The organism is Flavobacterium flavigenum (assembly GCF_027111255.2).
Taxonomy (GTDB): domain Bacteria; phylum Bacteroidota; class Bacteroidia; order Flavobacteriales; family Flavobacteriaceae; genus Flavobacterium; species Flavobacterium flavigenum.
In genome coordinates this window covers 3150459-3171900 of record NZ_CP114285.2, presented here as the reverse complement: position 1 = coordinate 3171900, position 21442 = coordinate 3150459, and the positions used below count along the sequence as shown (strand labels likewise).

Below are 21442 nucleotides of genomic sequence, written 5' to 3'. Positions count from 1 at the left end.
AATGAAAGAGCAATACGACGTAGTAATTGTAGGCAGCGGTTTAGGCGGATTAGTCTCGGCGATCATTCTGGCTAAAGAAGGCTACAGCGTTTGTGTGCTCGAAAAAAACAGTCAATACGGCGGAAATCTTCAGACTTTTGTTCGCGATAAGACGATTTTTGATACCGGAATTCATTACATAGGAGGTTTGGGCGAAGGCCAAAATCTGTATCAGTATTTTAAATACCTGGGGATTATCGATAAACTAAACCTGAAGCAATTAGACAAAAATGCTTTCGATATTATTTCTTTTGAAGATGATAGTACCGAGTATCCGCATGCACAGGGCTATGAGAATTTTGTTCGCCAACTAGAAAAATATTTCCCCGGAGAAAAAGAGAACATTGAAAAATATTGTAAAAGTTTACGAGAAGTCTGCGATTCTTTTCCGCTCTATAATTTAGAATGGGAAGGTAAATATGAAGATGAAATTTTAAGGCTGAATGCAAAAGAAACAATTGATTCTTTTACAGAAAATGAAAAACTAAAAGCCGTTCTGGCAGGTTCTAATTTTCTATATGCAGGACTTCCGGATAAGTCCCCTTTTTATGTTCATGCCCTGATTGTAAATTCGTATATCGAAAGTTCATGGCGCTGCATCAACGGCGGAAGCCAGATCACCAAACAGCTTTTGAAACAGCTTAAAAAATACGGCGGCGAATTTTATAAATATAAAGAAGTTATCCATTTTGAAGTCGAAAATCACAAAGTGAATTCGGTTAAAATGAAAGACGGGACACAGGTTTCCGGAAAGCTTTTTATTTCGAATATTGAACCCAAAACAACATTGAAAATGGCAGGTGAAGAGAACTTCAGAAAGCCATTTTTCAACCGGATTCAAAACCTTGAAGGCGTTCTTTCGGCTTTTAGTCTGTATCTGGTTTTTAAACCGGAAACTTTCAAATACATCAACCACAATTATTATCATTTTAAAAATAGCGGTGAAGTCTGGACGTCGCATGAATACGATGAAAATTCATGGCCAAAAATGTATATGGCTTCTATGAATGCGTCTAAAAAAGACGAAATATGGGCTGATGGAATGACGTTTATCACCTACATGAAATTTGATGATGTACTGCCCTGGGTAAATACTTTTAATACAACTATCGAAAAAAATAAACGTGGTGAAAGTTATGAAGAATTCAAAGCCAGAAAAGCAGCTAAATTTTTGGATGAAATCGAAATAAAATTTCCGGGGATCCGGGATTGTATACAGTCTGTTCATACCTCAAGTCCGCTTTCTTACCGTGATTATATTGGCGGTGATAAAGGCAATATGTACGGCTATGTCAAAGATTCCGAAAATCCGATGAAAACGTTGATTCCGTCCAAAACCAAATTAGAAAATTTGTATCTCACGGGTCAGAGCATCAGCATGCATGGGGTTTTGGGTGTAACAATCGGGGCTGTTGTAACCTGTTCTGAAATTGTTGGGAAAGAATATTTAATTACCAAAATCAATCAGGCTTAATTGTGATGAAAAACTGGGTTTCATATCTTTTATTCATCGGTTTTTTAGGAACTGTGGTTTCGTGCGGCACAGCAAAATCAAAAAAACATCTGCCTGATATTTCCGCTTATAATGCTACAAAACCAGTGGTTACAAAACGTTCTGACAGCACTTTTATTTCGGGGAATAATTCGTTTTCAAAAAACAAACAAGGCCTTTGGGAATTATATGTAGAAGGCGATCCCTTGGAAATTGGGCTTACAACCGGCGCTTTGTCAGATTCTCTCTTGCAGAAACAACAACGTATTTTTTTCTCTAAAATAACAGATATTGTCCCTTCAAAATTTCAGCAGAAAATGCTGCGTCATTTTTTGAGTTGGTTCAATCGAAAGCTATATCTGAATGTTCCGGAAGAATATCAAACAGAAATTTATGGCGTTTCGCAATACACTTCACATGAATTTGATAACATCGCCCCACAATATCAAAGAGGATTATATCTGCACGCTGCTCACGACATTGGTCATGCTTTGCAGGATTTAGCCTTGGTTGGCTGTTCGTCTTTTGCAGCATGGAATGAAAAATCTGAAGACGGAAATTTAATTCTGGGACGCAATTTTGATTTTTATGTAAATGATGCTTTCGCAGAAAATAAAATCATTGCGTTTGTAAAACCAAAACAGGGTCATAATTTTATGATGGTTACGTGGCCCGGAATGATTGGAACCGTTTCCGGAATGAACCAGCAAGGTCTGACTGTAACCATTAATGCATCAAAATCTAAAATTCCGCTAGTTGCCAAAACACCTATTTCAATTCTGACACGCGAAATTTTACAACACGCTCAAAATATTGACGAAGCCATTGCGATTGCAAAAAAAAGAAAAGTGTTTGTTTCAGAATCTATCATGGTAGGAAGTGCTCAGGATAATAAAGCCGTTTTGATTGAGGTTTCTCCTAAAAAAATGGATGTTTATGATATGCCGAATACCAGTCAGTTAATCTGTTCGAATCATTTTCAGGGAGAAGCATTTAAGGATGATAAGCGAAATCAGGAACAAATTGTAAACAGTCATTCTGAATACCGATTCGAAAGAATTCAGGAACTTTTATCAGAAAATAAAAAGATAAATCCGCAGATTGCTTCTGAAATTCTCAGGGATAAAAACGGTTTAAATAATCTTCCATTGGGCTACGGCAATGAAAAAGCTTTGAATCAGTTAATGGCGCATCATGGAGTTATTTTTAAACCGAAAGAAAAATTAGTCTGGGTTTCGGCAAATCCGTATCAATTGGGGGAATTTGTCTGTTACAATCTGGATGCTGTTTTTAATGGCAAAAAATCGAATACCGAAATTTCATTTGAACAAGAGAATTTAAATATTGCGAAAGATCCTTTTATAAAAACAGAAGCTTTCCAAAACTATAAAAAGTTTAAAATTGAAGATCATCAAATGGATTTTTACCTGAAAAAGAAAGAAACCATTTCTGCTGAATTCATTCAAAATTATCAATCGTTAAACCCGGATTATTGGGTTGTGTATTATAAAACAGGATTGTATTTTTACCAAAAAAAAGAATTTCAGCAGGCTCAGGTAAATTTTGAAAAAGCACTGACCAAAGAAATTACCACTGCTCCTGAAAAAGCAGAAATTGAAAAATATTTAAAAAAACTCAAAAGAAAATTACAATGATTCCGGCAATAGAAAAAAATTCTTTAGAGGAAATTAAAATTTTTCAGGAACAAAAATTAGCTGAACTTTTAACTTATATCAGCGAGAATTCTCCATTTTATAAAAGACTTTTCGCAGGGCAGAATATTGATATTTCGAAAGTAAAAACGCTGGAAGATTTACAATTTTTACCCGTTACTACCAAAGAAGATTTACAACAATACAACGATGATTTTGTGTGTGTACCGCAGCATAAAATTATTGATTACGCTTCAACGTCCGGAACTTTAGGTGATCCGGTAACTTTTGGTTTAACTGACTCTGACTTGGACCGATTAGCGTATAATGAAGCCATTTCATTTGCCTGCGCCGGAATTGCTGAAGGCGATGTAGTTCAGTTGATGACAACAATTGACCGAAAATTTATGGCAGGTCTTGCCTATTTTTTAGGTTTGAGAAAATTGAAAGTTGGCGTTATCCGTGTGGGTGCCGGAATTCCCGAAATGCAATGGGATTCGATTTTAAAATACAATCCGAGTTACTTGATTACGGTTCCTTCTTTCCTTTTGAAATTAATTGAATATGCCGAAATCCACGGAATCGATTATAATAATTCGAGTATAAAAGGTGCCATTTGTATTGGAGAATCCTTAAGAGAACAGGATTTTTCAATGAATATTTTATCCAAAAAAATTACGGATAAATGGAATATTAAGTTGTTTTCGACTTATGCTTCTACCGAAATGAGTACCGCTTTTACAGAATGTGAACACGGAAAAGGCGGACACCATCATCCCGAATTAATTATTGTTGAAGTTCTGGACGAAAATAATATTCCCGTAAAAAATGGCGAAACTGGCGAACTGACTTTTACTACTTTAGGAATTGAAGCCATGCCGTTACTGCGTTTTAAAACCGGAGATATTGTACAGCTTCACAATGAACCATGTTCTTGTGGGCGAAATACTTTGCGTGTCGGTCCGGTTGTCGGCCGTAAAAAACAGATGATCAAATACAAAGGAACAACATTGTATCCACCTGCGATGAACGATGTCTTGAGGAGTTTCGACAATATCGAAAATCATTTGATTGAAATCTCTACCAATGATTTAGGCACGGATGAAATCCTGATAAAAATTGCGGTTAAAAACCAGACTCCGGAATTTCTTCAGGAAATTAAAGATCACTTTAGAGCCAAATTAAGAGTAACACCAAAAATAGAATTTGCCTCAAAAGAAGTTTTAAATCCTTTGGTTTTTAATCCGATGAGCCGAAAACCCATTCGGTTTTTTGATTACAGGAAAACAACTATATAATTTTTTTCACCATATAAGTTATTATGTAAGTTCATATTAAACTTTGCGTAAAGCTGAAATGAACTTATATCACTTATATGGTTTAATTTCAGCTTATTGAATGTTTTGCTGTGAATTGAACTAAATGTTGTAATTTTGCAAAAAATATTGAAGATGGTCAAGATTGGCAACATAGAATTACCCGAATTTCCTTTATTACTCGCACCGATGGAAGATGTTAGCGATCCGCCGTTTCGCAGATTATGCAAAACGCACGGTGCTGACATGATGTATTCTGAATTTATTTCATCGGAAGGATTGATTCGTGATGCTATAAAAAGCCGCATGAAACTGGATATTTTTGACTACGAGCGTCCAGTGGGAATTCAGATTTTTGGTGGTGATGAAGAAGCGATGGAAATGTCGTCTAAAATTGTTTCTACTGTAAAACCGGATTTAGTGGATATTAATTTTGGATGTCCTGTAAAAAAAGTAGTCTGCAGAGGTGCTGGTGCCGGAGTTTTAAAAGATGTTGACTTGATGGTACGTCTGACTAAAGCGGTTATCAAAGGTACAGATTTGCCTGTTACTGTTAAAACACGTTTAGGCTGGGATGACAACTCCATTAATATTGACGAAGTGGCAGAAAGGCTTCAGGATATTGGCGTTCAGGCTTTGACTATTCATGCGAGAACCCGTGCCCAAATGTACAAAGGCCATTCTGACTGGTCTCATATTGCACGTGTAAAAAACAACCCAAGAATTACCATGCCTATTTTCGGAAACGGCGATATCGATAGTCCGGAAAAAGCTTTACAATATAAAAACGAATACGGAATTGACGGAATCATGATTGGCCGTGCTGCGATTGGTTATCCGTGGATTTTTAATGCAATCAAACATTTCTTTAAAACCGGAGAACACCTGCCTGCTCCAACCGTTATTGATCGTGTTGAAGCTGCCAGAAATCATTTGCAATGGTCAATGGACTGGAAAGGCGAACGTTTGGGAATTGTAGAAATGCGTCGTCATTATACCAACTACTTCAAAGGAATCCATTCGTTTAAAGAATTCAAACAAAAATTAGTTACCACTGATGCACCTGAAGATTTGTTCGCCATTATGAAAGAAATTGAACAGGTTTATGCAGGATATGAATTTGTTTAAAACATAAAAAAGACCTTCAAAAATTTGAAGGTCTTTTACTTTTTAATAAATATTCATTAGCCATTTTTTTTGTCTTCTTATCTAAAAATTTCTTATCAGTTGTTAAAATATCATAAACGTCGAAAGAAGCTACTTTGTAATTGTATTTATTTGACATTATTAATGCATAATATAGAAATCCAGTAAATTTTTGTTCTCCTATATAGTGGATTCCTTTTAATTCATTATAAGCCAAAGTATCACCTTTACTCAATACAAGATAGTTTAAACTATCCATAAGTTTTTTATTATATAACTTTTCCCGAAAAAAAGTTGCTGAATTCATATCAGATGTAATAATTTCACCGTTACTTTTTTTATTGCAGGAAACTACCAGGAAAACAAAAATGACAATAAATCCTTTCATAAATTAATATTTTAAAAAACTGTTTATTTCACTGTATACTATGAAAAAACAAAGTAAAAACTAATATTCATTTTTACAGCCGAACAATCGGCAATTTAAATTTTTACACCTGTACTCGTTTCCACTTTCCTCTTTTGTAGAAAAAGATTCCGGCTAAAGTAATGGCAGTTTCAGCAACCGGAATGGCAATAAAAACTCCGGTTGGTCCCATATTAAAATGTTTTGCCAATACATAAGCAAGCGGAATCTGGAACAGCCAAAACCCGAAAAAATTGATTCCGGTTGGTGTCCAGGTATCTCCCGCACCATTGAAGGTATTGATCAAAACCATTCCGATTCCGTAGAAAACAAATCCGATACTCATCGTTTGCAACGCTTCAGCTGCTATTGTTTTTACCATTTCGTCATTAGTGAAAAACGAAATAATATAGTTTCCAAAAATTAGGGTAATCACCATAATAGTTGCCATGAAAATGACATTGTACCGGGCTGTTGTAAAAACTGATTTTTCGACTCGTTCAATTTGTTTAGCACCTAAATTCTGTCCCACCAAAGTTGCCGCCGCATTACTTAATCCCCAGGCAGGGAGAATAAAAAACATCATAATTCTAAGCGCTGTCTGATAACCTGCAGAACCATGATCGCCTCCGGTCGTGGCTACTAATTGGGCTAAGAAAATCCAGCTGCAGGATGCAATTACGAATTGTAAAATTCCGGGAGCTGCAATTTTTATTAGCGCTTTTATTTGTGTAAAATCCGGAGCGAAATAGGATATTTTTATTTTTAAAATTCCGTTCCCTGAAAATAAATGATAAATTTGATACAAAACTCCAATACTTCTTCCACATGTTGTGGCTAATGCTGCTCCAACCAATCCAAAAGCCGGAACCGGTCCTAAACCGTTAATTAAAACCGGACATAAAATAATATTGCAGATGTTGGCAATCCAGAGACTTTTCATAGCGATTGCTGCATTTCCGGCACCTCGAAAAATTCCGTTTATCAGGAACAAAAGCATAATGCACAAACTGGAACCAATCATGATTTGAGTAAACCTGAAACCATGTTCAGCTGATTCTAATGAAGAACCCATTAAAATCAGGATATCATTTGCATACATAATTCCGAAAATGCTCAATACGCTGTTAACTGCAAAAGCAATAATAATAGCCTGCATTCCGGCTTTTGCTGCAGCAACCGGATCTTTTTCCCCGATACGTCTGGCCACAACTGCTGTCGCCGCCATACTCATTCCGATGGCAAGCGAATAAATAACCGTCAATACCGATTCGGTTAAACCAACAGTCTGAATCGCAAAACTGCTGTTTTCCAAATGTCCGACAAAATATAAATCGACTAAAGCAAAAACAGACTCCATCATCATTTCCAAAACCATTGGAATGGCAAGAAGAATTACTGCTTTCTTGATGCTTCCGGATGTATAATCAAAGGATTCGTCGCCTTTCAGGGCTTGTTTTAATGTGGCAAAAATTTTAGAAAATAGATTCTTCTTTATAGTTGTTTCTGTCATGATATTTTAGGATAAATGATAAAATTGTCCAGATGTATGTAGTAGTCTGAACTGAAAATAAAAGCGTAAGTATCCTAATTATTCTAAAAAATAAAATAGGATTAAGCAGAAACAATCATATGCTGTAGATTTTTGAGTCGGTAAATATAAGTAATATTTTTTATGCAGAAATATTAATCCAGCAACTTTTTGCTTACACGGCTGCTGGCAATTAAGGAAGCCACAAAGCCCAGAATAACAATAGTTGCCATTACAATAAGTACATTTTCGAATGAGAAAACAACAGGATAAGCCAAAGTTGGTGTTATCATAATCAATTCATATTGCTGCTGTAATAATACTAAAATCATACCCAGGAAAAGACCGATAATACCTCCAAAAACACTTAATAATGTTCCTTGCAATAAAAATATTTTTCGAAGATGATTAATTTCAGTACCTAAATTAAAAAGGGTTTTTAAGTTTCCTTTCTTTTCTAAAATCATCATAATTAAAGCCCCTACCAAATTAAAAAGTGCTACAATTATGACGAGCGTAAAAATCAGATAAACAACAATATTTTCGGTATTAAGCATTTTGTACAAAGACTCATTTAGCTGTGCCCTGTTTTTTATTGTAATTTTATTTTTGAAAATGGTCTGAAGTTGAGAGCGTATCGCTTTCTCATCAGCATTAGGTTTCAATTTCAATTCGATTCCGGAAATCTGATTTGGCTTATACATCAATAATTCCTGAGCCAGACCTAAATCTGCAAAAATATATTTAGAATCGAGTTCTTCACTGATAGAATAAATTCCGACAGGCAGTACATCTGTTTTGTTGAAAGCTTCTTCGGGATTTTCAATAGCGCCTTTTCCGGGTTTTGGTGCAAATACCTGCAACGGATTCTCAAAATCCAGAATCCCCATCGAAAAATCCTGTGAAATCCCATATCCAACTACAACCTGATAGCTGTCTGGCTTCAGCCATTGCCCATTAAAAAGCTTTTTTTTGATATCGTTCACAACCGGATAGAGGCTGTCAACTCCTTTTAGATAAGTAACCTGCTGTTTGTCTTTAAATAAAAACAAAACACGTTCTTCGATAATTTTGGTGTGCGAAGCAACCCCTTCTATTTTCTTAATTTGATTTTCATCTTCCGGTGTAATCAAAAATGATTTACCATACGTACTTGTCAATTTTAAATCAGGGTCAATTTCATTGGTAAAAGAAAGGCTGAAAACTTTCAATCCGCTAAAAACTGATAAAACAACAAACAAAGCCATAGTACCAACAATAATTCCGAGACTGGCAATTGAATTGATGATATTGATAGCGTTATTTTTACTGATACTAAAAAGATAACGTTTGGCTATGTAGAGAGGGAAGTTCAATTTACGATTTTCTTCTTTTTTCTAAAAGATCACGGTTTTCGATTGGGTTCTCTTTGCCTGCCAGAGCATTGTCAATTTTTTCGATATAGTCTAATGAGTCATCAATAAAAAATACCAGATTTGGTACACGACGCAATTGCAAACGTACACGCTGGGATAAATCGTGCTTAATTAAATTCGTATTCGATTTTATTCCTTCTAAAGTCTCTTTTGCTTTTTCTTGCGGAAAAATACTTAAATATACAGTTGCCACTGATAAATCAGTAGTAACACTTACTTTGGATACCGAAATTACTAAGTTGTTAATTCCGTTTTTTCTCACTTCACCCTGCAAAATATCAACCAGATCTTTTTGGATGACACCGCCTATTTTTTTCTGTCTGTTTGTTTCCATATTGCAAAAATACTACTTTTTAAATTCAATCGTTGCAATTTCACATTCAACAATCAAATGATTTTTATTCTATTATTATTAATTCTCTAAAAAATCAAATTATTTAAATCATAAAAAATCAAAGTTTCTTAGGGCTAAAAAAATTTGAACAATATCAAATCTCAAAAAAACACAGCCTTAAAAAAGAAGATTTTCAAAATTAAAACCTCAAAAAAAGAATGTGATATAAATTACAAAATTCACATATAAATTACATATAATTGGTTTTAAAAGTTGTAATTTGGATTAAAAAAATAAATATTTTTAATAAAAACACTTAAAATTGTATTTATTTAATAATTTTAAAATATGGCAAAATTAGCACCTAGTTTAAATCATAGCGGTTGGGATGAAATGTTTTCTAATAAAGGTGTTCGGGATTCTTATCGTCAGGTTTTTCAAACTTTACAAGGTTTGAATCATAAAACTTTGACCAGTAAACAAAAACAGGCTTCTGATTTATTTATGAATCAGGGAATTACTTTTACGGTTTATAGTGATGATGAAAATGGAATTGAACGAATTTTCCCTTTTGATATTATTCCACGTATCATAACGCAAGAAGACTGGTTAGAAATAGAGTCAGGAATCAAACAGCGTTTACTGGCATTAAATTTATTTTTAGAAGATATTTATAATGAGCAAGACATTGTAAAAGATGGAATTATTCCAGCCGGATTAATTGCTTCATGCCCCCATTATATTCAGGAAGTCCAGGGAATAAAAGTACCTCATAACATACATGTGCACATTGCCGGAATTGATTTGATCAGGGGAGCAAAAGGCGAATTTTATGTATTGGAGGATAATTTGCGATGTCCGAGCGGGGTAAGTTATATGCTTGAAAACCGTGAGATTACCAAACGAATTTTTCCGGATATGCTTTCATCAAATCATGTGAGTATGGTGAGCAACTACCCGATGATTTTTCACAGTATTCTTGTTTCACTTTCACCCCGAAATGTTTCTAATCCAAATGTCGTTTTGCTGACTCCCGGAGTTTATAATTCAGCCTATTATGAACATAGTTATCTGGCGCGCCAAATGGGAATTCCGCTTGTTGAAGGTCGGGATTTGGTTGTTAACAATAGTAAAGTGTACATGAAAACGACTTCAGGATTACAACAGGTTGATGTTATTTACAGACGTTTAGATGATGATTATCTGGATCCTTTAGTTTTTAAACCGGACAGCGCTCTTGGTGTTCCGGGTTTAATAAGTGCTTATCGTCAGGGAAATGTAGCGTTGGTTAATGCCGTAGGAAACGGAGTAGCAGATGACAAAGCGATTTATGCTTATGTCCCCGATATGATCAAATATTATATGAATGAAGAAGCTATCTTAAAAAATGTTCCGACGTATCGAATGGAAAATTTAGACGAACGTGAATATGTTTTTACCAACATGGAAAACATGGTTATCAAGGAAACCAATCAAAGTGGCGGATACGGAATGATTATGGGAAACAAAGCAACCCAGGAAGAAATGGACGAGGCAAAAATTGCTATTACGAACAATCCCCGAAATTTTATTGCTCAGCCTATTATTCAGCTCAGCACAGTTCCGTGTCTGATTGACGGTGAGCTTAAATTACGTCATGTAGATTTAAGACCATATGCCTTATGTGGACCAAAAGGAGTTCAGATTGTTCCTGGAGGTCTAACGCGTGTCGCCCTTACAGAAGGTTCTTTGGTTGTAAATTCATCGCAGGGCGGCGGAAGCAAAGACACCTGGATTATTAAATAATATAAACATTCAAAAAATAAAAGATATGCTTAGTAGAGTTGCTGATGGAATGTTTTGGCTCAACCGATACATGGAAAGAACAGACGGAATGTTACTTACTTTAAACACTTCCTATATTTTATCTTTCGATAAAGAAATTAATGATTCTCAGGGCTACAAACCGCTCTTAGAATATTATACGAGTTTGTCAAAGGCTAAAATTCATTCCATACAATATGACACACCTCATGTGCTGAAATATATAATTTGTGATAACCAGAATGATAATTCGGTAAAAAACTTAGTCATAAAAGCACGAGAAAATGCCAGAGGTTCTCAGGATAAAATAACCAAAGAATTGTGGGAGCATATTAATTCTATGTATCATTTTATGAACTCGCCTGATTTGCCAAAAAAGCTCGAAACCTCAGATGCCCTAAGCGTAATCACAAAACTAAATAAGGATTTATTGCTCTACAACGGAATTCTTCAGGTTACAATGCCACGTGGTTTAGGCTGGTGTTTTTCGAGTATTGGCAAACATATCGAAAGATGCCTGCAGACCATATCGATGACTCAGGCATACTTTGCTCCTATCAATTATAATCTTGAGGGTGAAGAAGATTTGATATATTGGCGAAGACTATTGCTGTCACTTTCGGGATACGAATTATATCTGAAAAGTTACAGTAATATTTCTCATAATCGAAAAGTGGTCCATCAGGTAATTTTTAATATGGATTTCGCCCACTCTGTAATCTACACGCTGGATTTTATTAATACTTATTTGGACTGTCTGTTTAAAAACACTGATTTAAGCGAAGCACGAACTTTAATGAATCAATTTGGAAGATTGAAAAGTTATATTGAATTTACCGATTATCAGCACCTGACTAATCAGGAATTAGAGGACGTTTTGCGAAATACAAAAAACCAGCTAATTCAGTTTTCGACCGATTTTTCCAAATTATTCTTTTCTTACACTTAAAAATATGGCTCTTTTCAAAATAGTTCACCTCACCAAATACCAATATAATCATCCCATAAAAGAAAGTATTAACGAAATCCGTCTATTTCCTCATCATTTTGAAAATCAGGAAGTATTACAATATCAGCTTTTAATTACGCATGCACCTAACGTTGATATCTCTCAGGATTATTATGGAAACCGCGTTGGCAATTTTAATGTATTAGACACTCATACCGAAATGACTATTGAATCACGAATGCTGGTTCGGGTAAATCATTCCCTTAAAATTCCTGAAATGGATTCCACTTCCGTGAAAGATATCCAGGCTGAAAAAGAAAAAAGTATTTCATTATTACGCCTATGCTATATTGATAAAATCGAAAAACAAGCAGAAATTGAAGACATATTAGAAAAAATAGGTCTGGAAAATAAATCTATAATTGAAATTGCGCAACAATGCAATGCTTATGTTTTTGAACACTTTACGTATACCAAAGGAATTACCAATATTGAAACGACAGTCGATGAAATTTTAATGCTCAAAAAAGGGGTTTGCCAGGATTTTGCAAACGTACTGCTGCATCTTTTACGCACAGCCGGTATTCCGTCAAGATATGTAAGCGGTTATATTTGTCCCAACGAAAGCGGGCTTAGAGGTGAAGGCGCCACACATGCCTGGGTTGAAATTTACACCAACACTCAGGGCTGGCTGGGGTTAGATCCAACAAATAATATTTGGACAATGGATAATCATGTCCGCCTTTCGGTAGGAAGAAATTTTAGTGATTGTACACCAATAAAAGGAACTTTTAAGGGATTAGCCAGACAAACTCTTTCCGTTTGTGTTTCTATAGGTTATGAAGACGGAAGACATTTTGAAGAAATAAACGATGTAAAATTACAGGAAGTATCCTCGAGTGTACAAGAGCAATTAAATTATATGGATCAACTGCAGCAACAACAATGACAATGGTAATTGCAAGTTTTATGAAAAAATGTTAGATCAAAAAAAAGGAGCTTCAATTGAGCTCCTTTTATTCTTATCTGTTTTGTAACCACCCTTCCGGATTGTTATTGGATGTATTTTGAAGTATCAAAAACTTAATAATTGTTTTTCCGGTATCACCGCTGGTTCTTACTTTTCCAATACTTTGCTTAACTTTAACTTTATCACCTTGTTCAACTGACACCGAACTTAGGTTTTGATATACGGTAAAATAATCTCCATGCTGAATAAAAACAGCTCTGTTTACAGGAGACAACGCTATAACTTTTGACACTACTCCTTCAAATACGGCACGCGCTGTTGCACCTTGTTCCGTAGTAATCTCTACTCCGGAATTATGAACGGTAAGTGACGGATATAGTGGATGAGGCTGATCTCCGTAACCTAATGAAATGAATCCTTTTTCTACCGGCCATGGCAATTTTCCTCTGTTGGCTTTAAAATCCGCTGCTAAAATTTTCCCCTCTGGTGTTAATGCAATTTTATCTGATGAATAACTTTTAGCTGCTGGTTCACTGCTTTCCGTACTTTTGCCTTCTGCTATTCTTTTTCGTCTTTCTTCTTCTGCTTTTAAATTTGCTAATCTAATTTGTTCACGAATTAATTGCTTAATTTTAGCATCAATAGATTTTGATTCTTTCTGTTTGGCCTTAGTATCTGCAATAATTTTATTTTTATCCTTTTTAATTGAATTAACTAACTTTTGTTGTTCTTGCTTTTCAATTTCTAAGCTTTGTTTTTCTTTTTGATTTTCAGCAATGATTTTTTTCTTTGCCTGTCGTTGTCCACTTAATTTAGCATTATAATCAACTAACTCTGCCGTTTTAGACTGGATTTCTAAACCTTGGTTTTTCCTGAAGTTGGTATATTGTTTTAAATATTGTGCTCTTTTATACGCCTGCAAAAAACTTTCAGAAGATAAAATAAACATTGCTCTGCTTTGTTCAGAACGACTTTTGTATGATTTAAGGATCATTTTAGAATAATCCTCTTTCAGAACTGCCAATTCTCTTTTAAGCTTATTCACTTTTAACTGATTAATGTACATGTCATTGCTTAAAAGCCTCTCTTGCTTAGCCGTAGTATTAATAAGCTTTTCTTTCAGTTTAATTTTATTTTGCTGAATCAAAAAGACACTAACCGCTGATTTTTCTTTTTTCTTTACAGACTGCAGCATCTTTTCATTATCTCGGATTTCCTGCTGAATCTGGGCTTTGCGCTCTTCCAGTTTTTCTTGTTGCGAGTCCTGCGCCCACACAAAAGCTGTGGTGCATATAAAAATTAGGCTTAGGAGAAATTTTGGCATTTTTAATGTTCTTTTTGCAAATTTAGTTAATTATAACTTTTTTATAGCCACTTGGCACACTATATGGAAAAGAAAGTTCTTCATTAAACGAAATTGTATTATAATTTAAATTAATATCCGTCTTTCCTTTGGGCTGTATTGCATTAATTTCAATACTGGTTGGAAGTGTTCCCTGATTAAAAACCTTATTGTCAGAATATTTAATTTCTAACATTCTATTTTCTGAAGACTGCGAAATTTGTTCTTTCTGCAGCAAATATTTTTCAGGCTCCAAAAAAAAAGTCTTTTTCAGATTTGTACTTTTTTCATCTTCTAAACGAATAAGGTTTTCTACAATTGTCTGTGTATATTTTCCTTTTCTTAAATCATCCAAAGCTTCTCCCACTAATAGATTTTGAACTTTACTGTAATCCAGTTCGGTTCCCAGCCATTTACTTAAACTGGTAAAATCGCCTTCATAATACGTACCGTTTATTTTTTCGTAATAACTTACTGTAGTTGGGGTAATCAAAGCTTTTGCCATTGTGATTCCAAGAAAACGTACACTTACTAAAATCTGTTTGTCTTTTTCAATTTTAATTTCAGCAGTAACATTCTGACTTTGCTTTTCATCAACATATTTCGCACTCGCTTTTACGTATAATGTAGAAAAATCTAATTTGTTTTCATAATGTTTTTCTACCGTTTTATTGTCAATTTTAACGGGTGTTTCCGTATTACTATTTTGCACCGCAACAGCTTTTGATTTACACGAAATCATTAAACCTGTTACCAATAGTACTGCTATATATTTTTTCATCTTACTTTTTTTGTTTTAATAACTCATTTGCTTTCAAAAAGTATTCCTCTTTTTTCTTAGCATCTCCCAATCCATTGCACGCCTCGCCTAACTGAATATTAAAATTTGCTTCCATTTTTTTATCATCAACTACATAATCAAGTCCCATTTCTAAAACGGTTTTTGCATTTTTAAATTGTTTTAGTTGGTTACTTCCTAATCCTGCATAATAATAAAATTGCGGCTGGGATGGATAAATTTCAATCAACATCATCGCCCTTTGGGTCATTGGCTCAAATTGCTTTGCCTGAGAATACGCTTCAAGCAAAAGCAAATTTGTTTCACGATCTTTATCTGAATTGGAACTTAAATGTTTTTCATAATATTTAATCGCATTCTCAAATTGGTTTTTACTGTGATAAAATTTTCCAATTTCTTTAGCAACATCTACATTTGGATCGTTGTCAAAATAGCCAATCGCTATCTCTAAATCAGATGCATATTGCGGATTTTTATTCACATAAATTAAAAATTCATTCAGCGTTCGATGCTTAATTTTAGAATCTATTTTTGGGCTGGATAAAATAAAATTCATTGCCTTTATCGCCTTGTCTGCCTGGTTTTGATCTAAATATCCTTTAAATAAACTCAGCTGCGCCCACTCTGAGTTTGGAATTTCCCTGGCCAGCTGTTTTGAAACATCCAAAGCTTTATCTGTTTCTGCTGTTTTTGAATATAATAAAATCAGGTTAACATAATTAGATTCGTCTTTAGGGTTTTGTTTGATCTGACTGATCAAATTGTCTATTTCGGTATTTTGAAATTTGCCCTGAGATAAAATCTGCTGCTTGTATCTTTCGCGATCTTCAGATTTTCCATATTTATCATTCATTTCATTGATTGCCAAAAGTGCTTTTTCAAACTGATTGGTAATCATATATAATGAAATTAAATCATCTTTATATTCTTCGTCAAACGGAATAATTTTCTGGATCGTTTCAATTGCCAGAGTATAATTTTTGGTTTCGAAACTTACATCATAAACTCCTAACCAGTACCATTTATTTTTTGGATCTATCTGAATCGCTTTTTCAAATGCGTTTTGAGCATTTTGATATTCTTTTAATTTTAAATAATTTTTACCCAGTTCAAAATAAGCAACGGCATCATTTGGTTTGAGTTTAATACATTTTTCTAAAGATAGAATTGCCTTATCATAATTTTCAATTCCTTTCTGTTTTAATGATTCATAAAAAGAGTCCTGATATTCGTCTGTTGCCATAGCAATATCTTCAGGTTCTGTTTGCGCCATAACCATGGTAGAATTGACTAGCAAAACGAAAAATAAAATTACTAACACTCTCTTTCTCATCATTTACATAATTTCATTTTAAATTACTATTTTATTCAAAAACAGAATAATCACCAATACTGATACTTTTAAATTTTCCATCATAGCTCACATGGTTTCCAATCATTGCATTATCCAAATCAGCATTTTTTATTTGCGAATAGGTTTGTACCAAGCTGTTTTTTATGGAACTATCCGTAACGTGGCATCCTTTTCCTAATGAAACATTTGGCCCAACAGTTGCATTTTTTAGTACTACATTTTCTCCAATATAACAAGGTGGAATAATAGTTGAATTTTCTAAAGTCACATTATAATCCACTAAATGTTCTCCATCATTATGAAGAAAACCAAGCATTCGGGTATTTGTTTCAACCGTAACATCTTTATTTCCGCAGTCCATCCATTCGTCAACGCTTCCGGTTTTGAAAACTTTTCCGTTTGCCATCATAGCTTTAATACCATCATTAATCTGATATTCTCCCCCATTTTGAATATTATTATCCAAAACGCCCTGAAGTTCTTTTTTCAAATCACCCACTTCTTTGAAATAGTAAATTCCGATAACGGCTAAATCACTAACGAATTCTTTTGGTTTTTCGACCAATTCTATAATTTCATTATTGCCGTTTAATTTTACTACACCAAATGCTTCAGGCTGATCCACTTGTTTCACCCAAATTACGGAATCAGCAGCCGGATCCAGTTCAAAATCGGCTCTGATTAAAGTATCTGCATAAGCAATTACGGCCGGTCCTGATAAAGAATCCTTAGCACACATAATTGCATGCCCTGTTCCTAATGGTAAATCCTGACGATAAATAGATGCTTTTGCCCCTAAACCTTTGGCTAAATCCTGTAAACTTGAAACAACATCATCACCAAAAAAAGCTTCATCTCCTAAAATAAAGGCAACTTCTTCAATTGGCTGTTTTAATATTTTGGCAATATCTTCAACCAGACGATGAACAATTGATTTTCCTGCAACAGGAATTAATGGTTTTGGAACAGTTAAAGTATGAGGTCGTAATCTTGATCCGCGACCTGCCATTGGAACGATTATTTTCATTTTTTGTATTTATTTTTTATGGCGAGACTAAAAAAAATCTCCTTGGTTTGGTTGAAAATTTTAAAGGTAAAGTTGCAAAGTCTTTAGTGGAAAGCGATACAGCTTAGAATAATGATATAATTACTGAAACTATTTCACACCTGTACTCCCGAAGCCACCCGCTCCTCTTGATGTTTCAGAAAGTTCCTCAACTTCAATCCACTCTGCCCTTTCATGTTTGGAAATAATTAATTGTGCAATTCGTTCTCCGTTTTCGATTACAAAATCTTCGTTTGATAAATTTACTAAAATTACACCTATTTCTCCTCTGTAATCAGCATCTACAGTTCCGGGAGAGTTCAAAACCGTAACACCTTTTTTAGCTGCGAGACCGCTTCTTGGTCTAACCTGAGCTTCGTAACCAATTGGCAACTCAATAAAAAGACCTGTTTTTACGATGGTTCTTTCTAATGGCTTTAGAGTTATTGATTCCGTTAAATTGGCACGTAAATCCATTCCTGCCGAAGCAATTGTTTCGTAATTTGGTAAGTCGTGCTGCGATTTATTGATGATTTGTATTTTCATTTTTATTTTAAAATTTAAGGCATTATTTTTTATTCATAATTCCTTTGATTGTGTCTTTTTCATTATGATAGACAAAATAAATGAATCCTATCAATAACGGAATTCCAACAAAATAATTTTCTCTAAACCAATAAAATGAAATAGCTGAAAATACAATTGAAATTCCAAGATAAGCTCCAATTTTATTCATATCATAAGGTATTGGATAATATTTGTTTCCTAATATATAGGAAATGAACATCATACTTCCGTAAGCTGATATAGTTGCAATTGCTGATCCGTAATAACTGTATTTTGGAATTAACAAGTAATTTAAGAACAGTGTTACAATAGCACCAACAATAGAAATATATGCGCCAATTCTTGTTTTATCTGTCAATTTATACCAAACAGATAAATTATTATAAATTCCTAAGAAAAAATTGGCCAGAATAATTAATGGAACAACTTTCATGGCTTCCCAATACGATTTATTATCAAGTAAAAGGAGTTTTAAAATATCTGCAAAAACAATTACTCCCAATAAGATCAGTGATCCTAAAATCACAAAATACTTCGTGATAATGGCATAGGTTTGTGGCGCATTTTCATTTTTTGCATGACTAAAAAAGAAAGGCTCAATTCCGAGTCTGAATGCTGTAGCAAACAAAACCATAAATAATCCTAACTTATAACAAGCCGAATAAGCGCCAACTTCTGACTTCGCTAAATTTTCTGGTAATAAATAGCCCAATAAGATTTTATCAAAATGTTCATTCACTGCAAATGCAATTCCGGCAACAAGAATTGGCAAACCATATTTCATCATTTTTTTCCAAAGTACAGCGTCAAATCTTCTTCCGAGGGAAAGATAATTTGGTGAAAGTACAATGAATGTGGCTAAACTTGCTAAAAGATTTGCGATGAAAATATAGGCAATCTGAAAATTTTCAATATATAAATTATCCCAGACAGAATTTGGATTATCGCTAGCCAGTTTTGGCAAATAGAGTAAGAAAAAAATATTCAGTAAAAGGTTTATAACAACATTTCCAATTTTAATGGCTGCGTAAACCATTGGTCGCTGATTGGCTCTAAGTTTAGAAAACGGTATTAAAACCAAAGCATCGAGAACTAAAATCCAAACTGAATAGGTAACATACTGCGTATCAACTTCTGCCCAGTTTGCCAATGTATTTCTAAAGATTAATGCGGCGAATAAAAATCCAATCGAAGTCCAAAATACCGATATTGTAGCTGTTGCAATTACATTTTTCTTGTCATCTTCGGCGCTGTAAAATCTAAAAAACGCAGTTTCCATTCCATAGGAAAGAATTACATTAAAGAAAACCATCCAGGACAAAACAATCGAAACTTCGCCATATTCAGCTGTAGGTAAAATACCTGTATATAATCTGACTAATAAAAAACTTAGCATTCGTGGTAAAACGGTTGCCAGTCCATAAATTGCAGTTTGTTTGAAAAGATTTTTATATAATCCCAAAATAATTAGTAATAAAGTTCGGAAAACAAAAATAACCAATTCTTTGGTTTTATTGGTGTTTTTAATGAATCAATAAAAAACTTCACGACAATTTTAATAAGATAATTTCTTTTCATCTACAACTTACAATAAATGAAAACCTATTGGTTATAATGAATTATGATCTTCATTTACCAACTCCTTTATAATAGTATGAAGTATTTTACAATTAATGTAAACTTTAAAATATTTACACTTTATAATTACTATCTCGTCATCACCTATCAGCATAAAGATGTCATTTTCAATTGCAATTTATTGACATACAAATGAAATCATTCAGAAAATAACTTTCTGTTTTTTGATGAGATTATCTAATAGTGAGTTATTGTTAAGAAAGATATAGAATATTATCTTAATAATTAAGTAGAAAAAACTTACACATGTGAAATATATAACTTAATCAAGAAAATTATGTAACATTTTTTTTCTATTCTCATCATAAATTTGTCACATAGGGATTGAGAAAGCTAAATACAACCCTTATAAAAAAGGAAGCACTGGGACTGATAAAGCTTGTTTGTTCCCATAAAAGACAAAGCAAAAGGGATTGATTCTGCTGTATTGTAACCCTATAAAAACAGAGCACTGGGACTAATAAAGCTAGTTTGTTCCCATAAAAGACAAAGCACAGGGATTGATTCTGCTGAAATGTAACCCTTAAAAAAACAGAGCACTGGGACTAATAAAGCTAGTTTGTTCCCATAAAAGACAAAGCACTACAGAGAATAATCTGTCAATTGTTTATAAAATGGTATTGATTCTCAATTTTTTGGGGAAGTTGAGGATCACCATTTTATAGTTAATGAAAAATTTAGAAACTACTATATATTAAAAAGAGCCAACTTTAATTTGTTGGCTCTTTTGCTTTTTTATTTTAAGTTCAACCAAATTCATAAGACCAAAACTGGTTTACTATCATTTATAATTAAAATTTGCGATAATTTTCAAAAAGTATTCTGTCAAATCTCTATTATATAATATATCCCTACATAAGTAATCAAGTACTAAAATTGGAAAACTAATATAAAACATAGAAAATCAATTACTTAAAACACTATAATTAATATAAATAACAAAATTGAAAAATCACTAAATGTGGGTATTGTGGTTTTAATAATATAATCAAATATTTGTAATACTAAAAAAGTAAATCTTTTTTTATAAAAAATAAGGGACTGATACAGCTGATATGTAACCCTCAAAAAAACAAAGCATCGGGTTGATGAAGCTATTTTGTACCCTAAAAACAAAGCATAACAGGATTGATACAGCTGATATGTAACCTGTAAAAAAACAGAGCTTGGGATAATTTAGCTATTTGTACCCTAAAAACAAAGCACGGGATTGATTAAAGCTAAGAGGTAACCCTTAAAAAAACAAAGCATCGGGATTAATAAAGCTAATTTGTTCCCGTAAAAAACAAAGCACTAGGGATTTTAAGAGCTGAAATATAACCCTTAAAAAATAAGCATCGGGTTGGTAAAGCTAATTTGTTCCCGTAAAAACAAAGCACAGGGATTGTAAGAGCTGAAATACAACCCTCTAAAAAGTAAGCATTGGGTTGATAAAGCTAATTTGTTCCCGTAAAAACAAAGCACAGGGATTGTAAGAGCTGAAATACAACCCTCTAAAAAGTAAGCATTGGGTTGATAAAGCTAGTTTGTTCCCATAAAAAAACAAAGCACAGGGATTGTAAGAGCTGAAATACAACCCTCTAAAAAAAGTAAGCATTGGGTTGATAAAGCTAATTTGTTCCCATAAAAAAACAAAGCACAGGG

The 21442-nt window shown here is 33.8% G+C and carries 17 protein-coding genes; 7 read left to right on the top strand and 10 right to left on the bottom strand.

What is annotated here, in order from left to right:
• The first annotated feature begins 1 nt into the window (after position 1).
• The 4 genes from OZP09_RS12945 to dusB all read left to right on the top strand — a co-directional run bounded on the left by OZP09_RS12945 (position 2) and on the right by dusB (position 5627).
• Positions 2-1513, top strand: coding sequence for a phytoene desaturase family protein (locus OZP09_RS12945; protein WP_281309496.1), 1512 nt, complete (start codon positions 2-4; stop codon positions 1511-1513).
• 5 nt (positions 1514-1518) lie between these two features.
• On the top strand, positions 1519-3186 hold the full coding sequence (locus OZP09_RS12940) for a C45 family autoproteolytic acyltransferase/hydrolase (RefSeq protein ID WP_281309495.1): 1668 nt from the start codon (positions 1519-1521) through the stop codon (positions 3184-3186).
• Positions 3183-4481 carry a flexirubin biosynthesis putative acyl-CoA ligase FlxY gene (gene flxY, locus OZP09_RS12935; protein ID WP_269234134.1) on the top strand — a complete coding sequence of 433 codons (1299 nt, stop codon included), beginning with the start codon at positions 3183-3185 and terminating at the stop codon, positions 4479-4481. Before OZP09_RS12940 ends, flxY begins: the two co-directional genes overlap by 4 nt.
• Before the next feature lie 153 nt (positions 4482-4634).
• Entirely contained in the window at positions 4635-5627 is a 993-nt protein-coding gene (dusB, locus tag OZP09_RS12930; RefSeq protein WP_269234133.1) for a tRNA dihydrouridine synthase DusB, read from the top strand.
• 16 nt (positions 5628-5643) lie between these two features.
• Here the strand turns inward: dusB and OZP09_RS12925 are convergent, their stop codons facing one another.
• The 4 genes from OZP09_RS12925 to rbfA all read right to left on the bottom strand — a co-directional run bounded on the left by OZP09_RS12925 (position 5644) and on the right by rbfA (position 9331).
• Positions 5644-6033 carry a hypothetical protein gene (locus tag OZP09_RS12925; protein ID WP_269234132.1) on the bottom strand — a complete coding sequence of 130 codons (390 nt, stop codon included), beginning with the start codon at positions 6031-6033 and terminating at the stop codon, positions 5644-5646.
• 103 nt (positions 6034-6136) lie between these two features.
• Complete coding sequence (locus OZP09_RS12920; RefSeq protein WP_281309494.1) at positions 6137-7564, bottom strand: MATE family efflux transporter; 1428 nt, start codon at positions 7562-7564, stop codon at positions 6137-6139.
• A 173-nt stretch (positions 7565-7737) separates the two neighbouring features.
• Positions 7738-8937, bottom strand: coding sequence for an ABC transporter permease (locus OZP09_RS12915; protein WP_281309493.1), 1200 nt, complete (start codon positions 8935-8937; stop codon positions 7738-7740).
• Position 8938: 1 nt separating this feature from the next.
• A complete protein-coding gene (gene rbfA, locus OZP09_RS12910; protein WP_281309492.1) occupies positions 8939-9331 on the bottom strand; it encodes a 30S ribosome-binding factor RbfA in 393 nt (130 codons plus the stop codon).
• 348 nt (positions 9332-9679) lie between these two features.
• On the opposite strand from rbfA, the gene OZP09_RS12905 reads away from it, so the two are divergent.
• The 3 genes from OZP09_RS12905 to OZP09_RS12895 are packed head-to-tail and all read left to right on the top strand — an operon-like array spanning position 9680 to position 13032.
• Positions 9680-11116 carry a circularly permuted type 2 ATP-grasp protein gene (locus OZP09_RS12905; RefSeq protein ID WP_269234130.1) on the top strand — a complete coding sequence of 479 codons (1437 nt, stop codon included), beginning with the start codon at positions 9680-9682 and terminating at the stop codon, positions 11114-11116.
• Positions 11117-11141: 25 nt separating this feature from the next.
• A complete protein-coding gene (locus OZP09_RS12900) occupies positions 11142-12083 on the top strand; it encodes an alpha-E domain-containing protein (RefSeq protein WP_269234129.1) in 942 nt (313 codons plus the stop codon).
• A 4-nt stretch (positions 12084-12087) separates the two neighbouring features.
• Positions 12088-13032 (top strand): transglutaminase family protein, encoded by a 945-nt coding sequence (locus OZP09_RS12895; protein ID WP_269234128.1) that lies wholly within the window; start codon positions 12088-12090, stop codon positions 13030-13032.
• Between the two features lie 73 nt (positions 13033-13105).
• On the opposite strand, the gene OZP09_RS12890 is transcribed toward OZP09_RS12895, so the two are convergent.
• The 6 genes from OZP09_RS12890 to OZP09_RS12865 form a co-directional block, all read right to left on the bottom strand.
• Positions 13106-14377 carry a murein hydrolase activator EnvC family protein gene (locus OZP09_RS12890; RefSeq protein WP_281309491.1) on the bottom strand — a complete coding sequence of 424 codons (1272 nt, stop codon included), beginning with the start codon at positions 14375-14377 and terminating at the stop codon, positions 13106-13108.
• Positions 14378-14399: 22 nt separating this feature from the next.
• Positions 14400-15176 carry a lipoprotein insertase outer membrane protein LolB1 gene (gene lolB1 / locus OZP09_RS12885; RefSeq protein WP_281309490.1) on the bottom strand — a complete coding sequence of 259 codons (777 nt, stop codon included), beginning with the start codon at positions 15174-15176 and terminating at the stop codon, positions 14400-14402.
• 1 nt (position 15177) lies between these two features.
• Positions 15178-16527, bottom strand: coding sequence for a tetratricopeptide repeat protein (locus OZP09_RS12880; RefSeq protein ID WP_269237876.1), 1350 nt, complete (start codon positions 16525-16527; stop codon positions 15178-15180).
• A 31-nt stretch (positions 16528-16558) separates the two neighbouring features.
• Positions 16559-17575 carry a sugar phosphate nucleotidyltransferase gene (locus OZP09_RS12875; protein WP_269234125.1) on the bottom strand — a complete coding sequence of 339 codons (1017 nt, stop codon included), beginning with the start codon at positions 17573-17575 and terminating at the stop codon, positions 16559-16561.
• Positions 17576-17704: 129 nt separating this feature from the next.
• Positions 17705-18139: a dUTP diphosphatase gene (gene dut, locus OZP09_RS12870; protein ID WP_269234124.1), complete on the bottom strand. Its 435-nt coding sequence runs from the start codon at positions 18137-18139 to the stop codon at positions 17705-17707.
• 22 nt (positions 18140-18161) lie between these two features.
• On the bottom strand, positions 18162-19622 hold the full coding sequence (locus OZP09_RS12865; protein WP_269234123.1) for a lipopolysaccharide biosynthesis protein: 1461 nt from the start codon (positions 19620-19622) through the stop codon (positions 18162-18164).
• Positions 19623-21442 lie beyond the last annotated feature (1820 nt).